This is a genomic window from Pedobacter sp. (assembly GCF_965227205.1).
In the GTDB taxonomy this organism is placed as follows: Bacteria; Bacteroidota; Bacteroidia; order Sphingobacteriales; family Sphingobacteriaceae; genus Pedobacter.
Genome location: NZ_OZ245727.1, coordinates 355907 through 377418 on the forward strand (window position 1 = coordinate 355907; position 21512 = coordinate 377418).

General features: G+C 34.9%; 19 protein-coding genes. 10 read left to right on the plus strand and 9 right to left on the minus strand.

Going from position 1 to position 21512, the window contains the following annotated elements:
* Positions 1-35: 35 nt before the first annotated feature.
* From bcp to ACO05K_RS01360, 4 genes are all read right to left on the minus strand, one after another.
* On the minus strand, positions 36-500 hold the full coding sequence (bcp, locus tag ACO05K_RS01345; RefSeq protein WP_421942673.1) for a thioredoxin-dependent thiol peroxidase: 465 nt from the start codon (positions 498-500) through the stop codon (positions 36-38).
* 84 nt (positions 501-584) lie between these two features.
* The gene (locus ACO05K_RS01350; RefSeq protein ID WP_421942674.1) at positions 585-2312 is read right to left on the minus strand and encodes a M23 family metallopeptidase; all 1728 of its coding nucleotides are present in this window, start codon (positions 2310-2312) and stop codon (positions 585-587) included.
* A 5-nt stretch (positions 2313-2317) separates the two neighbouring features.
* The gene (locus ACO05K_RS01355; RefSeq protein ID WP_421942675.1) at positions 2318-2929 is read right to left on the minus strand and encodes a fumarylacetoacetate hydrolase family protein; all 612 of its coding nucleotides are present in this window, start codon (positions 2927-2929) and stop codon (positions 2318-2320) included.
* A 78-nt stretch (positions 2930-3007) separates the two neighbouring features.
* Positions 3008-3484, minus strand: a complete 477-nt coding sequence (locus ACO05K_RS01360) for a T9SS type A sorting domain-containing protein (protein ID WP_421942676.1) — start codon at positions 3482-3484, stop codon at positions 3008-3010.
* Between the two features lie 318 nt (positions 3485-3802).
* On the opposite strand from ACO05K_RS01360, the gene ACO05K_RS01365 reads away from it, so the two are divergent.
* A complete protein-coding gene (locus tag ACO05K_RS01365; RefSeq protein WP_421942677.1) occupies positions 3803-5779 on the plus strand; it encodes a KUP/HAK/KT family potassium transporter in 1977 nt (658 codons plus the stop codon).
* Position 5780: 1 nt separating this feature from the next.
* Positions 5781-5933 (plus strand): hypothetical protein, encoded by a 153-nt coding sequence (locus tag ACO05K_RS01370; RefSeq protein WP_421942678.1) that lies wholly within the window; start codon positions 5781-5783, stop codon positions 5931-5933.
* Positions 5934-6643: 710 nt separating this feature from the next.
* Here the strand turns inward: ACO05K_RS01370 and ACO05K_RS01375 are convergent.
* From ACO05K_RS01375 to yihA, 5 genes are all read right to left on the minus strand, one after another.
* Positions 6644-8593, minus strand: a complete 1950-nt coding sequence (locus ACO05K_RS01375; protein ID WP_421942679.1) for an amino acid permease — start codon at positions 8591-8593, stop codon at positions 6644-6646.
* Between the two features lie 228 nt (positions 8594-8821).
* Entirely contained in the window at positions 8822-11248 is a 2427-nt protein-coding gene (locus tag ACO05K_RS01380; RefSeq protein WP_421942680.1) for a TonB-dependent receptor domain-containing protein, read from the minus strand.
* Between the two features lie 261 nt (positions 11249-11509).
* The gene (locus ACO05K_RS01385) at positions 11510-13216 is read right to left on the minus strand and encodes a M3 family oligoendopeptidase (protein WP_421942681.1); all 1707 of its coding nucleotides are present in this window, start codon (positions 13214-13216) and stop codon (positions 11510-11512) included.
* Between the two features lie 265 nt (positions 13217-13481).
* Positions 13482-14339, minus strand: coding sequence for a UbiA-like polyprenyltransferase (locus ACO05K_RS01390; protein ID WP_421942682.1), 858 nt, complete (start codon positions 14337-14339; stop codon positions 13482-13484).
* 208 nt (positions 14340-14547) lie between these two features.
* Positions 14548-15171: a ribosome biogenesis GTP-binding protein YihA/YsxC gene (yihA, locus tag ACO05K_RS01395; RefSeq protein WP_421946265.1), complete on the minus strand. Its 624-nt coding sequence runs from the start codon at positions 15169-15171 to the stop codon at positions 14548-14550.
* 156 nt (positions 15172-15327) lie between these two features.
* Between yihA and ubiE the strand changes: the two genes are divergently transcribed.
* From ubiE to ACO05K_RS01435, 8 genes are all read left to right on the plus strand, one after another.
* Positions 15328-16059: a bifunctional demethylmenaquinone methyltransferase/2-methoxy-6-polyprenyl-1,4-benzoquinol methylase UbiE gene (ubiE, locus tag ACO05K_RS01400; RefSeq protein ID WP_421942683.1), complete on the plus strand. Its 732-nt coding sequence runs from the start codon at positions 15328-15330 to the stop codon at positions 16057-16059.
* Entirely contained in the window at positions 16056-16832 is a 777-nt protein-coding gene (locus tag ACO05K_RS01405; RefSeq protein WP_421942684.1) for an outer membrane beta-barrel protein, read from the plus strand. Before ubiE ends, ACO05K_RS01405 begins: the two co-directional genes overlap by 4 nt.
* 84 nt (positions 16833-16916) lie before the next feature.
* The gene (locus tag ACO05K_RS01410; RefSeq protein WP_421942685.1) at positions 16917-17675 is read left to right on the plus strand and encodes an SDR family NAD(P)-dependent oxidoreductase; all 759 of its coding nucleotides are present in this window, start codon (positions 16917-16919) and stop codon (positions 17673-17675) included.
* A gap of 78 nt (positions 17676-17753) precedes the next feature.
* Positions 17754-18194, plus strand: coding sequence for a GatB/YqeY domain-containing protein (locus ACO05K_RS01415; RefSeq protein WP_421942686.1), 441 nt, complete (start codon positions 17754-17756; stop codon positions 18192-18194).
* 198 nt (positions 18195-18392) lie between these two features.
* Positions 18393-19157 (plus strand): alpha/beta fold hydrolase, encoded by a 765-nt coding sequence (locus tag ACO05K_RS01420; protein ID WP_421942687.1) that lies wholly within the window; start codon positions 18393-18395, stop codon positions 19155-19157.
* Positions 19157-19819: a CBS domain-containing protein gene (locus ACO05K_RS01425; RefSeq protein WP_421942688.1), complete on the plus strand. Its 663-nt coding sequence runs from the start codon at positions 19157-19159 to the stop codon at positions 19817-19819. The genes ACO05K_RS01420 and ACO05K_RS01425 overlap by 1 nt, the downstream gene beginning before the upstream one ends.
* Positions 19820-19823: 4 nt before the next feature.
* A complete protein-coding gene (locus ACO05K_RS01430; RefSeq protein ID WP_421942689.1) occupies positions 19824-20705 on the plus strand; it encodes an NAD kinase in 882 nt (293 codons plus the stop codon).
* A 2-nt stretch (positions 20706-20707) separates the two neighbouring features.
* Positions 20708-21499, plus strand: a complete 792-nt coding sequence (locus ACO05K_RS01435) for a DUF6089 family protein (RefSeq protein WP_421942690.1) — start codon at positions 20708-20710, stop codon at positions 21497-21499.
* Positions 21500-21512: the final 13 nt, after the last annotated feature.

Consider the following 21512-nt stretch of genomic DNA (forward strand, 5'->3'; position numbering starts at 1 on the left):
ATAACAAAGGTAATATTTTACCTGCTATATCATAATTAGTTATTGATTAAATCTAGTACTTGTTGAGTTGCGTTTTTAGTGTCAACTTTTTTAATAATGTGAGCAATTTTTCCATCTCCATCTATAATGAAAGTGGTACGAACTGTGCCCATATATTTCTTGCCATACATGTTTTTTTCTGCCCAAACACCGTAATCATTAACAATTTTTTGGTCTGTATCAGCAAGTAGAGTAAAAGGCAAACTATGTTTAGTTACAAATTTCTGGTGAGATTTTTCATCATCAGTACTTACACCTAAAACAATAATATCTTTTGCCAATAAGCCTTGATAATTATCTCTGAAATCGCAAGCTTCTGCAGTGCAACCTGGTGTATCATCTTTCGGATAAAAATATAAAACAACTGTTTTACCTTTATAATCGCTTAAAGAAACTTGTTCGCCTTTTTCATTTTTCGAGGAGATTGCTGGTGCAATGTCGCCTTCTTTTAATTCTGCCATATAATTATATGATTGATTTTATTGATTATGCAATTTAGTAATATAACAATTGATAAAGGATTAGGTTGCTGCAAATAATAACCTCTACCTAAAAAATGACACAGAATAACGTTTTACATTATCTTTCACATCAGAAACTACAAGTTCGAGATTGTGTTTGCCAGTAGCGGTTCTTTCATCAAAGCTGTGCCAAAGCGTAGCCGTTTTAGCATCAAATTCCATTAAAACCCATTTGCCATCGATATAGCCACTAAAGTTTTTTAAACCAGAAAGGTTATCACTGATTTTGAAAAAGATTTTTGAAAGTCCGGCCATGCTTTTTCCTTCAGAAATGTTGGTCGGAACGATGCGTGGGGCTATCGTATCAACAGCAATATAAAAACTGCCAAATGCTCTTGGGTTTGCTTTAACAAAACCGTTTACAAAACTTCCACCCTGCGATGAACCATTAGTGCTAACAATTAGTGCTTTCTCTCTTAATTCTTCTGGTAAATTATCTGCCTTTATCGATAATTCAAAACCTGTATGTAGCGGTGTGTATCGATTATGAATCTGATGAACATTCGACCATGCATTTCCAGCTGGCTTTGGTGTTTTCTTGTAAGTGAAATTTAAATCGTTATATAATGTGCCTAAAGGGAAAACAGCTTTTATTTCATCGTTGCTAAACTCATTTACTTTATTGTAACCAAAAACAATTCCTGCCGGGATATTTGTAACCGGAGGTGCTGAAGCGCCTGAATGTACTGCAAAAGATAACGTTGAAGCATTTCCTTTTGAATCGGTTATAATATATTTAAGCTGATGAATCTCTCCATCGGTAAAATTAACTTTTCCACTGTTTACCAAATTGCTGTAAATGCTTAATGGATTTCCAGGTTCAACAAAACTCTTTTGGATACTTCGCTTAGTGTTTAAAAAAGTTGGATAATCGATGTGAGAATTGATGGCTTTGCTATCTTCAAAAGCAAAGCGCTCTAATGCCGATGTGTAAATCATTTTTCCATCAAGCTCTAACTGAATAGAATAAACTCCATTTAAACCTGATAAACCATTATGTCTGTCGGTTGTTACTACTCCAAAACCAATTTCTCCTGTTAAACTCACGGGTGCTGCTTTATACGAACCGTTGCTGCCCGTTATCGCTATTGCTTGTTTAGGTGTATTCTCGGTAAATGGTTTTCCGTTTAATTTGTATGCGTAAAGGCTATAAATTACAGGCGGAATGTTATCTGGAATATCTATGCCAAAAAACTGAGGATTTATGGTTTCTTCAGTTTTGCTGTCTCTAATTTCAAAATGTAAATGAGGACCGCCTGAACTACCACGATTACCCGACCATGCAATCACTTCTCCTTTACGAACCGGAATTAACATCTGGTCTGGAAATTCATCAATCTCAAATGATTTTTTCTCGTATTCAAGGTTTTTTACAATGGATGCAATTTTAGGAGCAAACCGTTGTACGTGTCCGTATACAGATGTGAAACCATTAGGATGATTAACATAAAGTGCTTGGCCAAAACCACTGTTTTGAACACGCAAACGCGAAACATAACCATCTGCAACAGCATAAACCGGATATCCTTCTCGCTGATTCGTTCTAAAATCGATACCTGAGTGGAAGTGATTGCCTCTTATCTCACCGAAAGAACCAGCCAAAGCAGGTGGCATAATGTCCAATGGCTGTCTGAAATAAGTTAATGGATATTTATTGCTGCTGAAAATTTGTTGCGCAAATAATGTATTTGTTGATATTAAAAAACTAAGTAGTAAAAGGGGAGATATAGATTTGATTTTTATGATTTGCATCTGTTTTATTTAACCTCAAAATTTAAAAGTTGTTTTCCTTCTAGCCAAGCTTCTAATTTATCGCCACGGCTAACTTTACCAACACCTTCTGGCGTACCTGTAAAAATTAAATCGCCTTTTTTTAGTGTGATGTACTGCGAAACAAAGCTTATTATTTTTTCGAACGAGAATAAAAGGTCTTTGGTATGTCCTTTTTGCTTTGTTTCTCCATTTAGTTGAAGCTCAAAATTTAAGTCGTACAAGTTTTCGAAATCCGTTTTAGGTAAGAAGATACTAATTGGTGCAGAATTGTCGAAAGCCTTTGCAAGTTCCCATGGCAAACCTTTCTCTTTATGTTTGCTTTGGATATCTCGGGCTGTAAAATCAATACCTAAGCCAATTTCATCGTAATAATTTGAGGCAAATTTTTCTGAAATGTGTTTGCCTTCTTTACAAACTTTCAAAACCACTTCCAATTCGTAATGTACATCATCAGAAAAATCTGGGTGGTAGAAAGGTTTGTTGTCTTTTAAAACGGCGGTATCGGGTTTTAAAAATATTACTGGCGTTGTTGGAACCGGGTTATTAAGTTCTTTGGCATGCTCTGCATAATTTCTGCCAATGGCGATGATTTTCATTCTGATTGATTTGAGGTATCGAAAACGAGATTTTTAGAAAATCTCCTGAATAACCCAAAAATAGAAAAGATATTGGTGTTATAAAACTGAGATTCGTTTTACCTGATATTCTGAGCCAGCCAAAACACGTAAAAAGTAAATGCCTGCATTCAATCTGCTTGGAATTGCATAACTTTTAGTCTGCTCACCAGAATTTAAACGCTCATTCGCTAACGTTACCACTTCATTACCTAATAAATCGATTATTTTAATGGTAACCTGAGTGTCCTTGTTTAGGGATAAAATTATATTCAATTGATCTTGAACCGGGTTAGGATAAATTTTAACAATGGTTAGCAATTTATCTTTCGAAGCAATACTTGCTGATTTTGTACTTGTACCAGAATATGCATTAAACATACTTGCGCCACCAATTTGCGTATAAAGTGGTTTATACGGCTGGATGTTCGCTTTAATCTCCGGAATTTTACTTGCTTTTTTTGCCTTAGATTTTAGGCTAAAATGAATACTATCTGATTGTTGAGCCCAAGAATTTACAGCGCAAAACATTAGCATGCAGAATATGCATGTAATATTTATGAGAAGCATTATCTTTGGGTAGAGTTTCATCAAATTGTATAGCAAATGTATTAATTTAATACAAAGAAATTAAACATTTTATTTAAACATATTAATTTAACACAATTTAACAATAAATTTTGTTTTTTTACGTATCAGGTTTTTTGAAATTGAACAAAAACGTTTTAGGTGAGCTTAATTCGTTCATTTTATTCAGAACAAATATCTGGTTTGCACAGTGTTGAAAATACACAATAAATTGGTTGTTAAATTGTTATAGTTAGTTTACTTTTGCCGCACTAAAATCTTAATGAAGTGTCAAACCATAAAAATGTAAATGCGCTAACAGCAGGCGGAGTTTTGATAAGTTTAGGTATTGTTTTTGGCGATATCGGTACTTCTCCTTTATACACGCTTAAGGCAATTTTTAAAACAGCAAAAGAAATTGCTGAAACTAATCATGCCGCTGGTCCATATATCAATCCCGATTTAGTTCTTGGTGCTTTATCATGCGTAATATGGACACTGACGCTTCAGACCACAATTAAATATGTAATGATTACCCTTCGTGCCGATAATAGAGGTGAGGGTGGAATTTTCTCACTCTACTCATTGGTACGCAAAAAGGCTAAATGGCTCGTTATTCCTGCAATTATTGGCGGTGCAGCCTTACTCGCTGATGGTATGATAACGCCCAGTATTACGGTTACATCAGCAATTGAGGGTTTAAAACTCAAATTTCCAACGGTATCTGTATTACCAATTGTTATTACCATTATTGCACTGTTATTTATTATTCAGCAATTCGGTACAAACCTGGTTGGAAAGCTATTCGGACCCATCATGTTTTTATGGTTTGCTGCTTTAGGTGCTGCAGGTATAAATCAAATTATTCACGATCCATCTATTTTCAAAGCTTTAAACCCATATTATGCTATTCATTTATTGGTAACTAATCCGGGGGCTTTAGCTATATTAGGTGGTGTATTTCTCTGTACAACCGGGGCAGAAGCTTTGTATTCTGATTTAGGTCACTGCGGTAAACAAAACATAAGAGTAAGTTGGATTTTTGTTAAAGCCATGCTTATTTTTAACTATTTGGGGCAAGGTGTATGGGTTTTGAAAAACCCAAATTACGATCCTCATTTTGTTAATCCTTTCTTCGAGTTAGTGCCTCCGGGAATGGTACTTTATATGGTTGCTTTGGCTACAACAGCTGCGGTAATCGCATCACAGGCAATGATTTCAGGTTCGTTCACGCTTATCTCTGAAGCTGTTCGTTTAAACCTTTGGCCTAAAGTTCGCATCAACTATCCAAGTGTACAGAAAGGGCAATTGTACGTTCCATCTATCAATTGGTTGCTTTGTATTGGTTGTATTATCATCGTTTTAATATTTAAACGTTCTGATGATATGGAGGGAGCTTACGGTTTGGCAATTAACCTTACTTTCTTAATGACGACTGTTTTGGTTGCCGTTTACATGTTGAGAAAGAAATTCCCGAAATATGTAATTGTAATTTTTGTTGTCGTTTATGGTGCAATCGAATTGGCATTCTTAGCCGGTAATCTCTTCAAATTTGTACATGGTGGTTGGGTAACTCTACTAATCGGCTGTGCTTTATTAAGCGTAATGTGGACCTGGTACAACTCACGTAAGATTAAAAATCGTTTTGTTAAATACGTTGAGATAGAAGATTATTATCAAATTCTGAGTGAACTGAGTAGTGATGAATCTGTTCCAAAATATTCATCGCAACTGGTTTATTTAACAAGTGCAAATTTTAAAACCGAAATCGAATCTAAGATTATTTATTCAATTATTCAGAAAGAACCTAAGCGTGCCGATGTTTATTGGCTGGTACACGTAGATGTAATGGATGAACCGTATACGCTAGAATATAAAGTAGAATTTTTAATTCCAGGGAAATTAATTCGTATCGATTTTAGACTAGGTTTTAGAATTGAGCAAAGGGTAAACTTGCTTTATCGTAAAGTTGTAGAAGAGTTGGTTAAAAATGGCGAAATCGATATTACAAGTCAATATACTTCATTAAATAAACATAAAATTGCCGGCGATTTCCGTTTTGTTCTTTTAGAAAAACACTTATCTAAATTTACTAAACTAAGTTTCTATGAGCGTACGGTAATGGATTACTATTTTATCCTTAAAAAGCTAAGTTTATCTGAAGAGCGAAGTTTCGGTTTGGATAGTAGTTATGTAGATGTGGAAAAAGTTCCATTAATTTTTGTAACTCCAGACGATATCGAATTACACAGATTGCCGGTTTAGCATGAGGAAATATCTTGTAATTGTAGCAATTTGCCTGTTTGTTTTAGGTCCGGTTGCAAAAATTTTAAGCTGGAATCATGCTGATGTGTTTATGATAGCATCTTTCGCTGGTCTTGGTATTATTACCACAATGGCTTTTGTGAAAAAGAAATAATCAATTTTACATGAAGAGGCTGTGTAAAAAGATTATTCAATTTATATTTTGAACGGTCGTCATTCCCAATTTAATTGGGAATCTTAAAGCGATTTGTATTCCCCTCTTCTAGAGGAGGGGGTATTTGTCTTAGCCAGACGGGCTTTTTTCTTTTGACAACAAAAGAAACAAAATTGCCGGCTGAAAATTTTTCTTTTAAAGGTAGTGCTTTGGCTTGGACTGTGTGCTCCGAAAAATTTGTTAGGCCGGTTTAATGTAGAACGTAGATTTTCTACTTGGGCTTAGCTGGGTGTGTAAGCCATAATTCAACATACATTATATAATTGACTGCATTAATGCCAAGAATTACAATTTAGTACTGTTACAGTACTCTATCTATGCTTTATCCCTACTTGATCTATGCTTCATCTATAAAGGAGGTTGGTTATTGGCTAATCTCTCGGTTGGTCTCTCACCGACAGAGATTTTAATTATATCGTATAATTCGGCAACTGGATTTTGTTTGTTTTTCGGTTGGTGAGACACCAACCGATAGTTAGAAAAAGCCAATCAATATAAACCCGATTGCACCAAATAGCTCCCGATTTAAGCTTCTAATTTAATTTGCTGAACACTCTTTAACAATTGCACAGGTTTTATCGGGACTATTGGTAAAAGCGGGGCTGAAGGCTGCCAAGCATTACTGAGCAGCCATTTCCAAAAACAAAAAACTAATTCGCTTCTTTTGCTAATTTACTGTTCTTAAAACCGTAAGCAAAGTAAACTACAAGTCCGATAATTAACCAGATTCCAAAGCCAATCCAGTTCGAAATTCCAAGTTCGCACATCATGTAAAGGCAGCTTATTAAGCCTAAAACCGGTATTAACGACAAGTTTTTAGTGATGCAATAGTAGCAGATTATTACACAAATAATAAGGAATATCCACATTGGGATTTTATGTTTAAACAGGCTCCAGCCGCTTTCGTATTTTTTCTCGATTGTGACTTTTGAAGCAGTAATGAATTGCTCATATCTATCAGCAGGCAAACCGCTTAGATAAGATTCTGCATCAACTTTATCGGTTAAAATAATTTGTGGTGCTGCATCTTTAATAATTTCTGTCTTAACAATTTTTAATTCCTCACCATTTAAAGAAGTAACAAAATTTACGGTTTGAACCGTTTTTGGTAAGTTTAAAAAGAAGGCTTTTGTTTCTTTTCCATATTGTGTGAAAGCGAATGCAATAGCCGCAATAAATGCTATAGGAACAATGAATTTGCTGTTAGCGTAAGGTATTTTGAATTTGCCACGTTGCACGTCGGGTCGGTTTTGTAACACCAAAACACCTGCACAAACCAATACAAATGCGAACAATGTCCCGATAGAACAAAGGTCGGTTACGATGGTCAAATTCATAAAAAGCGATGGAACCGCTACTACGAAGCCTACAACAATGGTTGCGAATGAAGGTGTTTTATATTTTGGATGTATTTTGGAGAATGATTTCGGTAATAAACCATCACGGCTCATACTCATCCAAATACGTGGTTGACCCATCTGAAATACTAAAAGTACACTTGCCATTGCAAAAACTGCACTAACAGCTATAATGCCGCTCATTAATTTTAAATCAATCTGGTCGAAAACAAAGGCTAACGGATCGCCAACGGCTAAAGTGTCAGATTTTACAATTCCGGTTAAAACCAAAGCAATTGCAACGTATAAAACGGTACAGATAATAATTGCCCACATCATTCCACGAGGTAAATCTCTTTGTGGATTTTTACATTCTTCTGCCGTAGTAGAAATCGCATCGAAACCGATATATGCAAAAAATACTGCTGAAACGCCCTTTAAAACGCCAGTAACTCCGTTTGGTGCAAATGGGTCCCAATTCGTTGTATCAACATAAAAAACACCAACGGCTAATACCAAAAGAATAACAGCAAGTTTAACTACAACCATTGCATTACTGGCATTTCTGCTTTCTTTCATGCCTCGGTAAATTAACCAGGTAATTAAAATGATAATACCCAATGCAGGGATATCGGCAACCAAATGAAAGCCGCCAATTTGTGGAGCGGTAAGCCAGGCGTTATTTGCCAATGCTGTCGCATTATCTAAATCTGCTAAGTTTTTCCCGGCTGCTAAAAGCGCTTCGGCTTGTTTATGGCCATTATATGCACTTAGGTAATCCATTGTCATCCAATCCGGAACATGGATACCTTCTATACCGAGGGTGGGAATTTTTATTGTGGAGAGTAATCCGGTAAAGTAATCAGACCAGGAAATGGCAACAGTTATATTTCCAATGGAATATTCCATTATCAGCGACCAACCGATTATCCAGGCTACTAATTCGCCAAAAGCTACGTAAGAATAAGTGTAAGCACTACCAGAAACAGGCACCATTGATGCGAATTCTGCATATGCGAAAGCAGCAAAGCTACAGGCAACAGCAGTAAAGATGAATAAGAAAATTACCGCCGGACCACCATCTGCACTGGCTTTACCGATTGTACTGAAAATACCTGCGCCAATAATCGCTGCGATACCAAAAGCAGTTAAATCTCGAACGCCTAAGGTTTTATGTAATGAACTATCATGGTCGCCATAGCCTTTTGCTGCATCTTGTAATATCTTAGAAATAGATTTCTTCCTGAATAGCTTTTCGAACATCTGTTTTGGTTGTTGTATTCCTCAAACTTAAAAAAATATCAGTTAAAAACGTTTAAAGCAAGGTATAAATTTATTAACGATTATATTTTGGGAACCTGCAGGGAGTTTTCTGCGTTAATCAGCGAAATTTTCGGGAAATCTATTTCTTAATTTTCTCCCGCAGATTACTCGGATGTTCGCGGATTTTGAAGATTTAAAATCGACAGCGTAAATTAAAATGCCAGCGTTTTATTTTATTCTTCCTTCTTCATCACTAACACTTGTTTTTCTTTCTCTTGTTGCTTTAATAGCATTACTGCCGAAACTATAGTTTAGGCTGAACCGAAAAATTCTGGTTTCTTGTTTCTGACTTAGGTTATAATTTAGAGACGATAAAGCACTACTGATTCTTCCTATTCTACTATTTAAAATATCATTAATGGCGAATTTCAGGTTTAGTCGTTTGTCGATGAAAGATTGCTTTACACCGAAGTCGATTCCATAATATGGTTTAATTGCATAGGTTCCATAGATTTGAGCTGAAACAAATTCTCCAGAAAGTTCTGCAGAAGTAGAAGGGGTGATGGTAAAGTTATGACTGGTGTTTAATGCAAAATTTACCTTTTTTCTATCGTAATCTGTTCCGCCTAAACCAGCTGATTTTATCTGATTATAAGTGCTTGTAAGCGTATTATCCATGTTCCAGAATTTGGTTACAGTTGTTGGATAACCAATCGTTAAATCGTAAGATAATTGCTTATCTAAGTTTTGAACGGTTTGGTATAGCGTTTTCTTTGCATCATCAGGAAGCAGAACATCTAAAATTAAATTATTTGTAATGCTGTAGCCAAATGAAACGTTAAGCTCTTTTTTGTAATTGTATGCGAGCTGGAAAGCATTAGTATATTGCGGATTTAGAAATGGATTTCCCTGGCTAAAAGTATATAAATCGACAAAATAAACAAATGGATTCAATGATTTATAATCCGGTCGGTCGATGCGCCTGCTGTATGAAAAACCAAGTTGATTATTTTCCGATAAATCTTGATTAACAGAAAAACTTGGAAAGAAATCGAGATAACTTCTTTTTACAACTTTTTGTTCGTTAACGGAATTACCTTTCGAATTAGTTTGTTCTATTCTTAAGCCAACTTCAACGCTCGTTTTTTTAAATTCCTGTTTAAAATTAGCATAAGCCGCATTTATATTTTCATCGTACACAAAACGATTGCTTCTTGTTAAATCATTTTGCCATTGTGTAGCGACTAAATTTTCAAACCTAAAATCATTATCAGTACTTACCCAACTACTTTTTAATCCAAAATCGAACTTAGCTTTAGCGTTTAACGGCAATGAATAATCAATTTTGGCGGCTTTAATTTTTATTAATGATGGTGTTAAATTCCTAAAAGTTAATGGTGATTTATATTGATTTCCACCAGCATCAGAAAAGTAATTATTGTAAACTGTGTATTCTTCGCTACGGTATTGCGCATAATCTAAATCAATCGAAAACTCCTGGCCAAGTGAATCAATAATAGATTTGTAATTTAAGTTGTAAGCTTGGTTTCGAAATTTATTTGTTGAGGGATTATCTGCAACGATAGAAGAATCTATTTTGGTGAAGCTTGTTCCTATGTCAGTGATCCCATTTGAACTATCGTGGCCGTTATTAAAATAACCTGTAGTTAGAAAACCGATGGTGTTTTTTTTGTTTAGAAAGTAATCCAATCCGAATTTATAATTATTGTTATATGATGAGCGAATCTGGGTGTTATATTGATGAAAATGGGTATCTGAAACTCCATTATTTGTAATTCTATCAATGTCTAAATCTTCCTGATATTTATTGTTATTATTTGCAAAATTTCCGAAAACATTGAAGTTGTTTGTTCTGTGGTTTAGCGAAATACCTGCATCACTTTTAGGGTTTTTTGCGTAGCCAAAGCCCAAATCTAAGTTGCCATTTGTGCCAAATGCCGAATTCTTTTTCAGTTTGATGTTGATTATTCCGGCGTTTCCTTCTGCATCGTATTTAGCAGATGGATTTGTAATTAGTTCGATGGATTTTAGCTCGCTGCTATTCATTGATTTTAGTCTTGTTGCCAACTGTTCATTAGATAGAAAAGTAGATTTTCCATCAATTAAAACATTAACTCCGGATTTTCCTCTTACACTGATGGCACCATCCTGATTAACCAATACTCCAGGCATTTTTGCCAAAACTTCGAGTGCGGTATTTCCTGTTGCAACCAGACTGTTTTCAACATTCAGTACCGTTTTGTCTGTAAATCTTTCTACAAGGGGTTTCTTGCCAACAACTGTAACACTACCCAAATCATTTAATTCAGCCTCCATGTTAAAGTTTTTTTCGATTGCTGGTTGATGTTTAGAGACCTCTATTTTTTCGGTAATGGTTTTAAAACCGATCGCATTTATAACAATCGAATAACTTCCATAAGCTAAACCTTCAAAACTAAATTTTCCTTCTTGGTTTGATGAAATGCTTCTGAGAAAAGTAGTATCATTTAAGTTTTTCAATATAATTGTTCCGGAAACGGGCTTGGTTTTATCAATTAACAGCAAGCCTGAAATTTTACCAGTTTTATCTTGGGCTTTAGTTTCTGATAAGAAGAAAATGCTTATAATAATGAACAACAGAGAGATTTGTTTCATGTTAATTTAGTCGGCTGATGATTAGATTATTCCTTATCTGAAAGAATAATAGCACTAAACTAAACGATTAGGTTAACCAAAGAGCGCATTTTAACAATGTTTAACTTAATTAACAGAATTTCACAAGTTGGTGATTTATGATTTTTTCAGCCACAGATTACACAGATATTTATAGTGAGTTTTTAAAACAACAAAAAACAAAAAAGTCGCAGCTTTATGCTACGACTAATTTAATTACTAAACGAGAAGATAAACCTTAATCTATCCTAGTTTGTCTAATTCTTCTTTTACAAAAGCAGCCAATTCTTTTACATACTCTGCGCTAAAATCGAATTTGATTCCTGCGGTTTCGTAAATTTCATTCATAGGTTTTGTATACCCTAAAGAAAGTGCTGCTAAATATTGTTCTAATGCTTTCTCTGGATTTTCTTTATAGTTTTTCCAAACAGCGATAGCACCTAATTGCGCAATTGCGTATTCGATATAATAAAAAGGTACTTCAAACAAATGCAATTGTTTTTGCCAAACATTCCCGAATTCCTTTTCTAAATCTGTCCAATCTGCAAAACCTGCGCCGAAACGATTATAGATTTGCTTAAAAGTTTCTTCTCTATCGGCAGCTGTATGGTTTGGATTTGTATAAACCCAATGCTGAAACTGGTCGATAACCGCAACCCATGGTAAAGTTTTTAAAACATCTGCCAATTGTTCTTTCTTTGCACGATTTAAATCTTCTGCACTATCGAAATAAACGTCCCAATTATCCATAGAAATTAATTCCATGCTCATAGATGCTAATTCTGCAACTTCCGATGGGCAATGTTTGAAATCGTTTAATTCCAAATCAGCAGTTAAGAAAGTATGAATTGCGTGTCCACCTTCGTGAACCATTGTAGTTAAATCGCGAAGTGAATTGGCAGAGTTCATAAAAATAAACGGTGCACCGGTTTCTGCTAAAGGATAGTTATAACCGCCCGGAGCTTTACCTTTTCTACTTTCAACATCAAAAAGGTTATTTGCTTTCATTGTTGCCAGTTTGTTTCCAAGCTTTTCATCAATAGCATTAAAGCAAGCAATACTTTTATCAATTAATTCTTCGCCATTGTTAAATGGTTTTAGAGCAGGTTTACCGCTAACACTAACTTCTAAATCCCATGGTTTTAAAGTTTCTAAACCTAAAGCTTCACGTCTTTTTTCGGCTTGTTCTTTCAAAATCGGTACAATTTCTTTCTCAATTGCATTTGCAAAATCATAACAATCTTGCGGCGTGTAATCGAAACGGCCTAAAGCCTGAAACATGTAATCGCGATAGTTTTCAAAACCTGCATTAAGCGCAACCTGATTACGAAGTTTTATTAATTCATCAAATAAAATATTCAAATCGTCTTTATCAACCAGTCTTCTTTGCTGAATGGTTTTCCAAGCATTTTTACGTACTTCACGATTCAAATCTTTAACAAAAATTGAAGCTTGCTCAAGTGTATACTCCTGACCATTAATTTCAACGCTCATTGCACCCGTTATACCTTGATATTTTTGTTGTTTAACCTGTAATTCGGTAAACAGTTCAATATTTTCATCGCGATATAACTCGAGTGCTTTTTTTATCGCTCTGCTGTAAACAAAATATTTTTCCTTATCCAAATCATCCATAAACGGACTTTCACTGAATTTTTTATTCAATTCGTTAGATAGGGGAGAAATTTTAGGTTCAATTTCTGTAGCGAAATACTGGAAGTCTTTAACCAGTTCTTCGTTTGCGGTATCGCAGCTCATTTTAATATATCGCCATGCGAAATCTTCTTCTAAAGCGGCTTCAATTTCCGATCTTTCTTTTAACCAGCTTTCCAATTCAGCAGCACTATTAATTTCACGCTGTTGTAATTCGGAAAAAATTGGTTCCAGGCTTTCCCAAGTAATGTTAAGTTCCTGTGGGATATATTTTCTAGGCTTTTTATTTATAATCATAGGTTGTTAATTATTGAGTTTTTAGAGAATGATTGAATTTTGAATTATTGATTGAGTTTTGAATGATTGATTGAAAGATTGGATTATAGCGTAATTTAATTTCGACAATCTGGGGAGCCTTCCGTCATTGCGAGGCACGAAGCAATCTTAAAGCGATAAAACTAACCCATAGTTGTAAGATTGCTTCGTGCCTCGCAATGACGATTTTATTATTGATTTGTGACAAATTCATTCATTCAAAATTCACTAATTCTTTCATTACTTTTTATTTCGTTCTTATATACGCATCAATTAAGAAGCATATTGCAAATACTACCGAAGCATAACCATTTAAAGTTTGAAATGCCCGGTTTACTTTACTAATATCATTTGGCTTTACAAGTAAATGCTGGTAAATCAACATCGAACAGAAAAACACGATTCCAACATAATAAACCCAGCTAAATGATGTAAAGAATACTGGTAGAATTACACAAATAGCTGAAAAAATATGCAGTAAAACGGATACGTTTAGTGCATTTTTTATGCCAAGAGCTGAAGGAATTGAATGTAATTTTTCTTCTCTGTCGAAATCTTCATCTTGTAAGGCATAAATAATGTCAAATCCGCTAACCCAAAAAAGAACAGTAAGTGAATACAATACCGGGACTAAAGCAAATTGTCCGGTAACTGCAACATAAGCGCCAATAGGCGCTAAGGCTAAACCCAGACCTAAAACCAAATGGCAAAGCGCTGTAAAACGTTTCGTATAACTGTAGAATAAAACTACAAACAAGGCTACTGGTGATAAATACAAGCAAAGCGGATTTATGAAATAGGTAGTAACGGCAAATAACAAACAATTGGCAATTACAAAAGTTAAAGCCTCGCGAGCTGAAACTTTACCCGCCGGAATGTCTCGCATTTTGGTGCGGGGATTTTTCGCATCAATATTTCTATCTAAATAACGGTTAAAGGCCATTGCCGAGTTACGTGCAAAAACCATACAAAGCAAAACTAAAATAAGCTTATACCATGAAAATGGATTGTCGGTTGTGGTTACACCCAGAAAGAACCCAATCATTGCGAATGGAAGCGCGAAAACCGAGTGTGCAAATAATACGAGTGAAAAGTATTTTTTCATTAAGAACAGGGTTAGCTGTTTATGTTGGTTAATTGGTTAACTGTTGAATTGGTTAATTGCTCAATTGTTAAACTGATTAATTGATGATTGTTAATTTGGTTATTGCTTAATTGGTTATTGTTCAATTGATAATTGCTGATTTGATTATTGTTTAATTGTACAATCGTTACCCAATGAAACAATGACTAATGACCCATTGAAGGAATTATTAAAACCTTTTATAATCTGCTGGTACAACAAAATCTTTATTTACTTCCGTGATGAAATTTAAAACATCATCTTTTCCATTTCCTTTTTCTGCAGAAGTAATGAAAGTTGCCGGAATTTCTTCAAAGAAATCGCCTAACTTTTTCTTAAACGCAGCAACATTTTTTTGAGTGATCGTCATGCCTTGTTTATCCGCTTTAGTAAAAATTAACGAAAAAGGAATTTGCTTTTCGCCCAACCAGTAGCAAAATTCAATATCAATTTGCTGCGGTTCAAGTCTGCTATCAATCAAAACAAAAACACATTGTAAACTTTCTCTTTTTGTTATGTAAGCACGGATAAATTTCTCCCATTTCTCTCTGCTCGTTTTAGAAACTTTTGCATAACCGTAACCAGGTAAATCTACAATATACCAGTTTTCGTTTATCAGGAAGTGATTTATAAGCTGAGTTTTTCCGGGACGTTGCGATGTTTTTGCAAGACCATGGTGGTTAACCAACATATTAATTAAGGAAGATTTACCCACATTCGAACGGCCGATAAAGGCATATTCCGGCAAGAGCGGAGCAGGCAAAGCCGAAATCTGGGTATTGCTGCAAACAAAAGTTGCGGTTTTAATAATCATAATGCAAAGGTAGGAATTAATGGTTGTAATGTTGAAGGGATTGAAATGTTGTAAAGTTTTAATGCCTTGGGTGTTTAATGTTTTACGTTTATCAAACATTTCAACCTTTTAACTTTTTAAAACATTTCAACAATAAACCTATCTTTGCCACATATCATGAATCAGAATATCACTCCATATCAAGCAGCAGATGCAACTAAAAAAGAGCAGGTTGCAACCATGTTTAACAATATTTCAGGTACTTACGATTTTTTAAATCATTTCCTTTCTTTAGGTATTGATGTTCTATGGCGCAAGAAAGCAATTAAAGAATTGGTGTCTTTGCACCCAAGAATTATGCTCGATGTTGCTACAGGAACAGGCGACTTTGCTTTCGAGGCCATTAAGAAACTTCAACCAGAAAAAGTTATTGGTGTAGATATTTCTGAAGGAATGTTAAAAGTTGCCAAAAAGAAAATTAACGAACGTAGTTTAAATGGTGTTTTTACCGTTCAGGTTGGCGATTCGGAAGGTTTGCATTTTAATGATGATACCTTTGATGCAATTACCTGTGCTTATGGCGTACGTAATTTCGAAAACCTTGAAAAAGGCTTAATGGATATATTCAGGGTTTTAAAACCGGGTGGAAAAATGGTGATTCTTGAGTTTTCAAAACCACGTGTTTTTCCGGTAAAGCAATTGTATAGTTTTTACTTTAAGCACATTACACCTTTTTTTGGTAAGCTGTTTTCTAAAGACCACCGAGCATACACTTATTTACCAGAATCTGTTGCTGCATTTCCCGATGGTGAGGATTTTACTAAATTAATGGAAAAGATTGGCTTCAAAAGTACCAAACAAAGAATTTTGACGTTTGGAATAAGTTCAATATACACCGGTACTAAATGATAAAAAAAGTAAGCTTAATCATCTCCTTTTTTATGGTAACATTTACGGCTTTTGCCCAAAATTGGGGTGGAGGTGTAGATGATGAAGACTTACATTTTGGTTTCAGTTTCCAGTATATCTCTGCTGAATATAAAATTTTAAAGAAAGCAAACTGGCGTGATGTTTATTATGATCCTTTAGATGGAAAACAACTCACCATGCCAATGACAGCAATTTCCAGTCCACCATCAGTTGGTTTTGGTTTGGGTTTTGTTGTAAATAAGCGGATTTCTGAAAACTTCGATTTACGTTCTACACCGTCTTTAATTTTTAGTGATAGGGTAGTTAAGTACGAATACGAACCTGCTCCAACCGTTGAGCAGCCAATAAATAATTCGATAACTCCACCGGCTTTTCAAACGGTTATCGAAAAAAAGGTTCAGGCAACCATGTTCGAAATTCCGCTATCGCTTAAAATAAAATCGAATCGCTTAAATAACTTCAGAGCATATTGGATTGGTGGCGCTAAATATTCGATGGACATCGCCTCAAAAAAGAAAACTTTTGATGAAGGTGAAATGCCTTTAAATAAATTGCTTAAAAACAAAAGAAACTACTTATCGTACGAAACCGGAATTGGTTTTGACTTATATTTCGAATACTTCAAAATGTCGCCAGAGATAAAAGTATCCTATTCAATAAACGATTTGCTTCAACACGATAACACTGCTTTTGCAAATCCGTTGGATAAAACCAAGTTGCGTCATTTTACATTCAGCTTGTTTTTTGAGTAGTTAGGCAATTCAAAAAAACTTACCTTTGCTGCTGTAGATTAAGTAATGCTTGATGCGTTGCTTGTTCAAAATTCATAAAGAAAAATGTCTAAAATAGCTTTAATTACAGGTGCAACCTCTGGTATTGGCGAGGCTTGTGCACATATATTTGCTCAAAATGGCTACAACTTAATTTTGGTTGCTCGTCGCGAAGAAAGATTAGAAAAAATTTCGCATCACTTAGAAGATAAATACGCAATATCTATCAAGCAAATTATTGCTGATGTTAGAGATAAAAGTACTGTAACGGAATCATTTGAAGCTTTGCCATCAGATTGGAAAAATGTAGATGTACTGGTAAACAATGCTGGCTTAAGCCAAGGATTAGAACCAATTGATAAAGGTAATACTGATGATTGGGATACCATGATTGACACCAATGTAAAAGGTTTACTGTATGTTACCAAAGTGGTTTCAAATTGGATGACTCCTAATAAAACTGGTCATATTGTAAATATAGGTTCAATTGCCGGGTTAGAAGTTTATCCAAATGGAAATGTTTATTGTGCAAGCAAACATGCTGTTGATGCTTTAACTAAAGCCATGCGTATCGATTTACTTCAACATGAAATTAAGGTTACTTCTATAAATCCGGGAGCAGTAGAAACAGAATTTTCATTGGTTCGTTTTAAGGGAGATGAAGACCGAGCGAAAAAGGTATACGAGAATTTTGAACCATTAATAGCTAATGATATAGCCGATGCAATCTGGTATGTGGTAAGCAGACCCAAGCATGTAAACATAAACGATATGTTGATTATGCCAACTGCACAAGCTACGGGAACAATTATAAATAGAAAATAGTTGTTTGGTTTTTTAGTGATGTAGTTGTTAGTAAACACGCAAAACTAAAAAACAAAATACCCAAAAAACTAAAGAACGATGATACAAATAGATCAAGAAATAAAAAAAGCCATGTTGGCTAAAAATGATGCTCAACTTAGAGGTTTAAGAGCAATTAAAGCAGCTTTGCTTTTGGCTAAAACTGAAAAAGGTGCTTCAGAAGAAATTACAGAAGAAACTGAATTGAAAATTCTTCAAAAACTGATAAAACAACGTCGCGAGTCTGCAGATATTTACAAGCAACAAAACAGAGAAGATTTATTCAAAGTAGAAGAAGAAGAAATTGAGGTTATAAATCAGTTTTTACCTAAGCAATTAGATAGAGCAGAAGTTGCAACAATAATAGTAGATGTTATCAAACAATCTGGCGCTACTTCAGTTAAGGATATGGGGAAGGTTATGGGTTTGGCAAATAAAGCTTTGGCAGGAAAGGCCGATGGTAAATTAATTGCTGAATTAGTTAAAGAGAAGCTGAATTAAGCTAAAAGCTGCAAGACTAATGCCGAAAGTTAAGAGTGGGAAGTCAAAAGCCTCAAGTTGAAAGGTATAAAACGTTATTTAGATGATTTTCGGGCTGTTTTTGAACCGTTTTTAATTTTATTTCAGAAAAATGGCATATAAATGCCAAAATTTAATTTTACTCTACTAACTTAGTAACACAATACCATCCATTAATATATGAACTACCAGGTAATAGAAGAAGAAGGATTTAAATACATAGAAGCCGGAAAAGGCGAAACATTGGTGTTGCTGCATGGTTTGATGGGCGAATTGAGTAATTGGGAGCCTGTTTTAGATCAATTTAAAGATAGATATCACGTTGTTGTTCCAATTCTTCCGATTTATGAACTACCAATATTAACCTTAGGCGTTAAGGCTTTATCAAGATATGTTCACCGTTTTTTGAAGTTTAAAAACTTAAATCAGGTTGTTCTAATAGGAAATTCTTTAGGCGGTCATGTTGGTTTGGTTTTTACCGCTGCGCATCAGGAGTTTGTAAAAGCTTTGGTATTAACAGGTAGTTCAGGTCTTTATGAGAATGCTTTTGGTGGTTCTTTCCCAAGAAGAGAGAGTTACGATTATATTAAGGAAAAGGTTGAGTTTACATTTTACGATCCGGCAACGGCAACAAAAGAACTTGTTGATGATGTATTCAAAACGGTTAACGATAGATCTAGAGTAATTAGAATTCTTACGATGGCTAAGTCGGCTATTCGCCATAATATGGCAAAAGAGTTAACTAAAATTACAATCCCGGTATCTTTAATTTGGGGTAAAAACGATAAAGTTACGCCGCCAGAAGTTGCAGAAGAATTTCATCAATTATTACCAAACTCAGAATTAAACTGGGTTGATAAATGCGGACATGCACCAATGATGGAGCATCCGGAAATATTTAACGCATTTTTACAAAAATTTTTAGATAGGATATTATTGAAGTAATGTTTGCCGAAGAAATCATATCGAATGTTATACTTCCTTTAAAAACTGAAGATACAGTGCAGAAAGCTCTCGATCGCATGAACGAGTTTAAGCTTAAACATATGCCTGTAGTTAACGATAATCAGTTTTTAGGTTTGTTAGCGGAAGATGATTTACTAGAAGTAAGAAACACTGAAGCTTTAATTAAAGATTCTTCTTTTAATCTGCTAAACGCTTTTGTTTTCACAAATGCGCATACATACGATGTAATTAAATTATTAAGTACCTTAAAATTAACATCGGTTCCTGTTTTAGATGCTCAGAAAAACTATGTTGGTTTAATTTCGATATCAAATATGGTTGGTGCAGTAGCAGAAATTTATGCTGTTAACGAGCCAGGTGGTATTATCGTGCTTGAAATTAGCAACAGAGACAATTCTTTAGCGCATATTGCACAAATTGTTGAGGCTGATAATGCACAGATATTATCATCTTATGTAAACTCATTTGAAAATTCTACGCGTCTGGAAGTAACCTTAAAGGTTAATAAAACTGAAATTACTTCATTAGTTGCTTCTTTCGAGCGATATGATTATCAGGTTAAAGAAGTTTATAATAATACACAAGTTGATGATGGTTCTCAAGAACGTTATGATTCTTTTATGAACTATTTAAACGTTTAATTTTATGAGAATTGCAATTTATGGCAGAGACTTTAATGATACAGTTTTGCCTTATGTTCAGGAAGTCTTTAATCATTTAAAGAGCCATAATATACAGCCAGTTCTTCATTACAAATTCAAAAATTCGCTTCACGGTAAAATCAAATTGCCGAAAAACACGGTAACTTTTCATAACCACAATGAGTTAAAAGAGCTTGCCGATGTTTTATTGAGTTTAGGTGGCGATGGAACATTGCTTGATACACTTTCTTTAATCCGTAATTCTGGCATTCCTGTTATCGGTATTAACTTCGGCAGGTTAGGGTTTTTGGCTAGTATCAATAAAACGGAAATAGAATCTGCACTAACAGCGTTAATAAATGGCGAATATACGCTTGATGAGCGTTCTCTTTTACTCCTCGAATCTGAAAACGGATTGTTTGGCGAAGAAAATTTCGCTTTGAATGATATTACGATACATCGTCGCGATAATTCTGCAATGATGATTATTCATGCTAAAATGAATAACGAGTACATTAACTCTTACTGGGCAGATGGGTTAATTATAGCAACTCCAACAGGTTCTACGGCCTATTCTCTAAGTTGCGGCGGACCAATTATTTATCCAGATTCTAAAAACTTTGTAGTCACTCCAATTGCTCCGCATAATCTTAATGTGAGGCCGGTTGTTTTACCCGATAGCAGTTCACTATCATTTGAGGTTGAGGCCAGAGAATCTAAATTTTTAGTTTCTTGCGATAGCCGAACTGTAACTGTAGAACGTTCAGTAAAAATATCTATAAAAAAAGCCGATTTTTGCGTTAATCTTATTCGCCTTAACAATGAAACTTATTTAAACACGTTAAGGAATAAATTATTATGGGGCATTGATACCCGTAACTATTAAGTATGACGTTAAACAAACTAATTTTTTTCATCCTTTTAATGTTTTCAATTCAATTTGTTCAGGCGCAGTACTTTGCTACCTGGGAAATTGGTTTACAAGCTGGTGGTGCAGGTTACATTGGCGATCTTAATCAAAATAACCCCGTACAAATTAGCGGTTTAAATGGCGGTCTTTTTGTAAAGCGCAACTTCAATGCCTATTTAGGTGTTAGGGCAATGTACAATTATGGTCAAATCAAGGCTAATGATGCCAACTCTAGTAACGAACAATTCAGAGAACGTAACCTAAGTTTTAAAACAACTTTAAACGAAGGCGCTGCAATACTTGATTTTAATTTTTTCGATTATAAAATAAATGGTGGAAACAGAAGGTTTACTCCGTATCTGTTTGGTGGCGTAGGTTTTGTAAATTTCAAGCCAAGTATAAAATATGATGGAGAGAAATACCGATTAGATTACCTTTCAACCGAGGGGCAACCTAATGGATATCGTAATACTGTAATAACTATACCTTTTGGAGGTGGCCTAAAATATAATTATAAGGACACGTGGAGTATTTTTAGCGAGTTGGGCTACCGCACTGCATTTACAGATTATTTAGATGATGTTAGCGGTGTTTACCCTGCAAACCAGGTTTTGGTTGGTAATCCACCATTAAATTTAAGCGATCCATCTCTTAACCAAACAGGTGTACCTGGTACACAAAGAGGAGATTTTAGAAAAAGGGACACTTATCTATTTGTTAGTGTTGGCATATCTTTTACCTTTGTATCCTCAAAATGCTATTCCTTTTAAGCTGATTTTGACA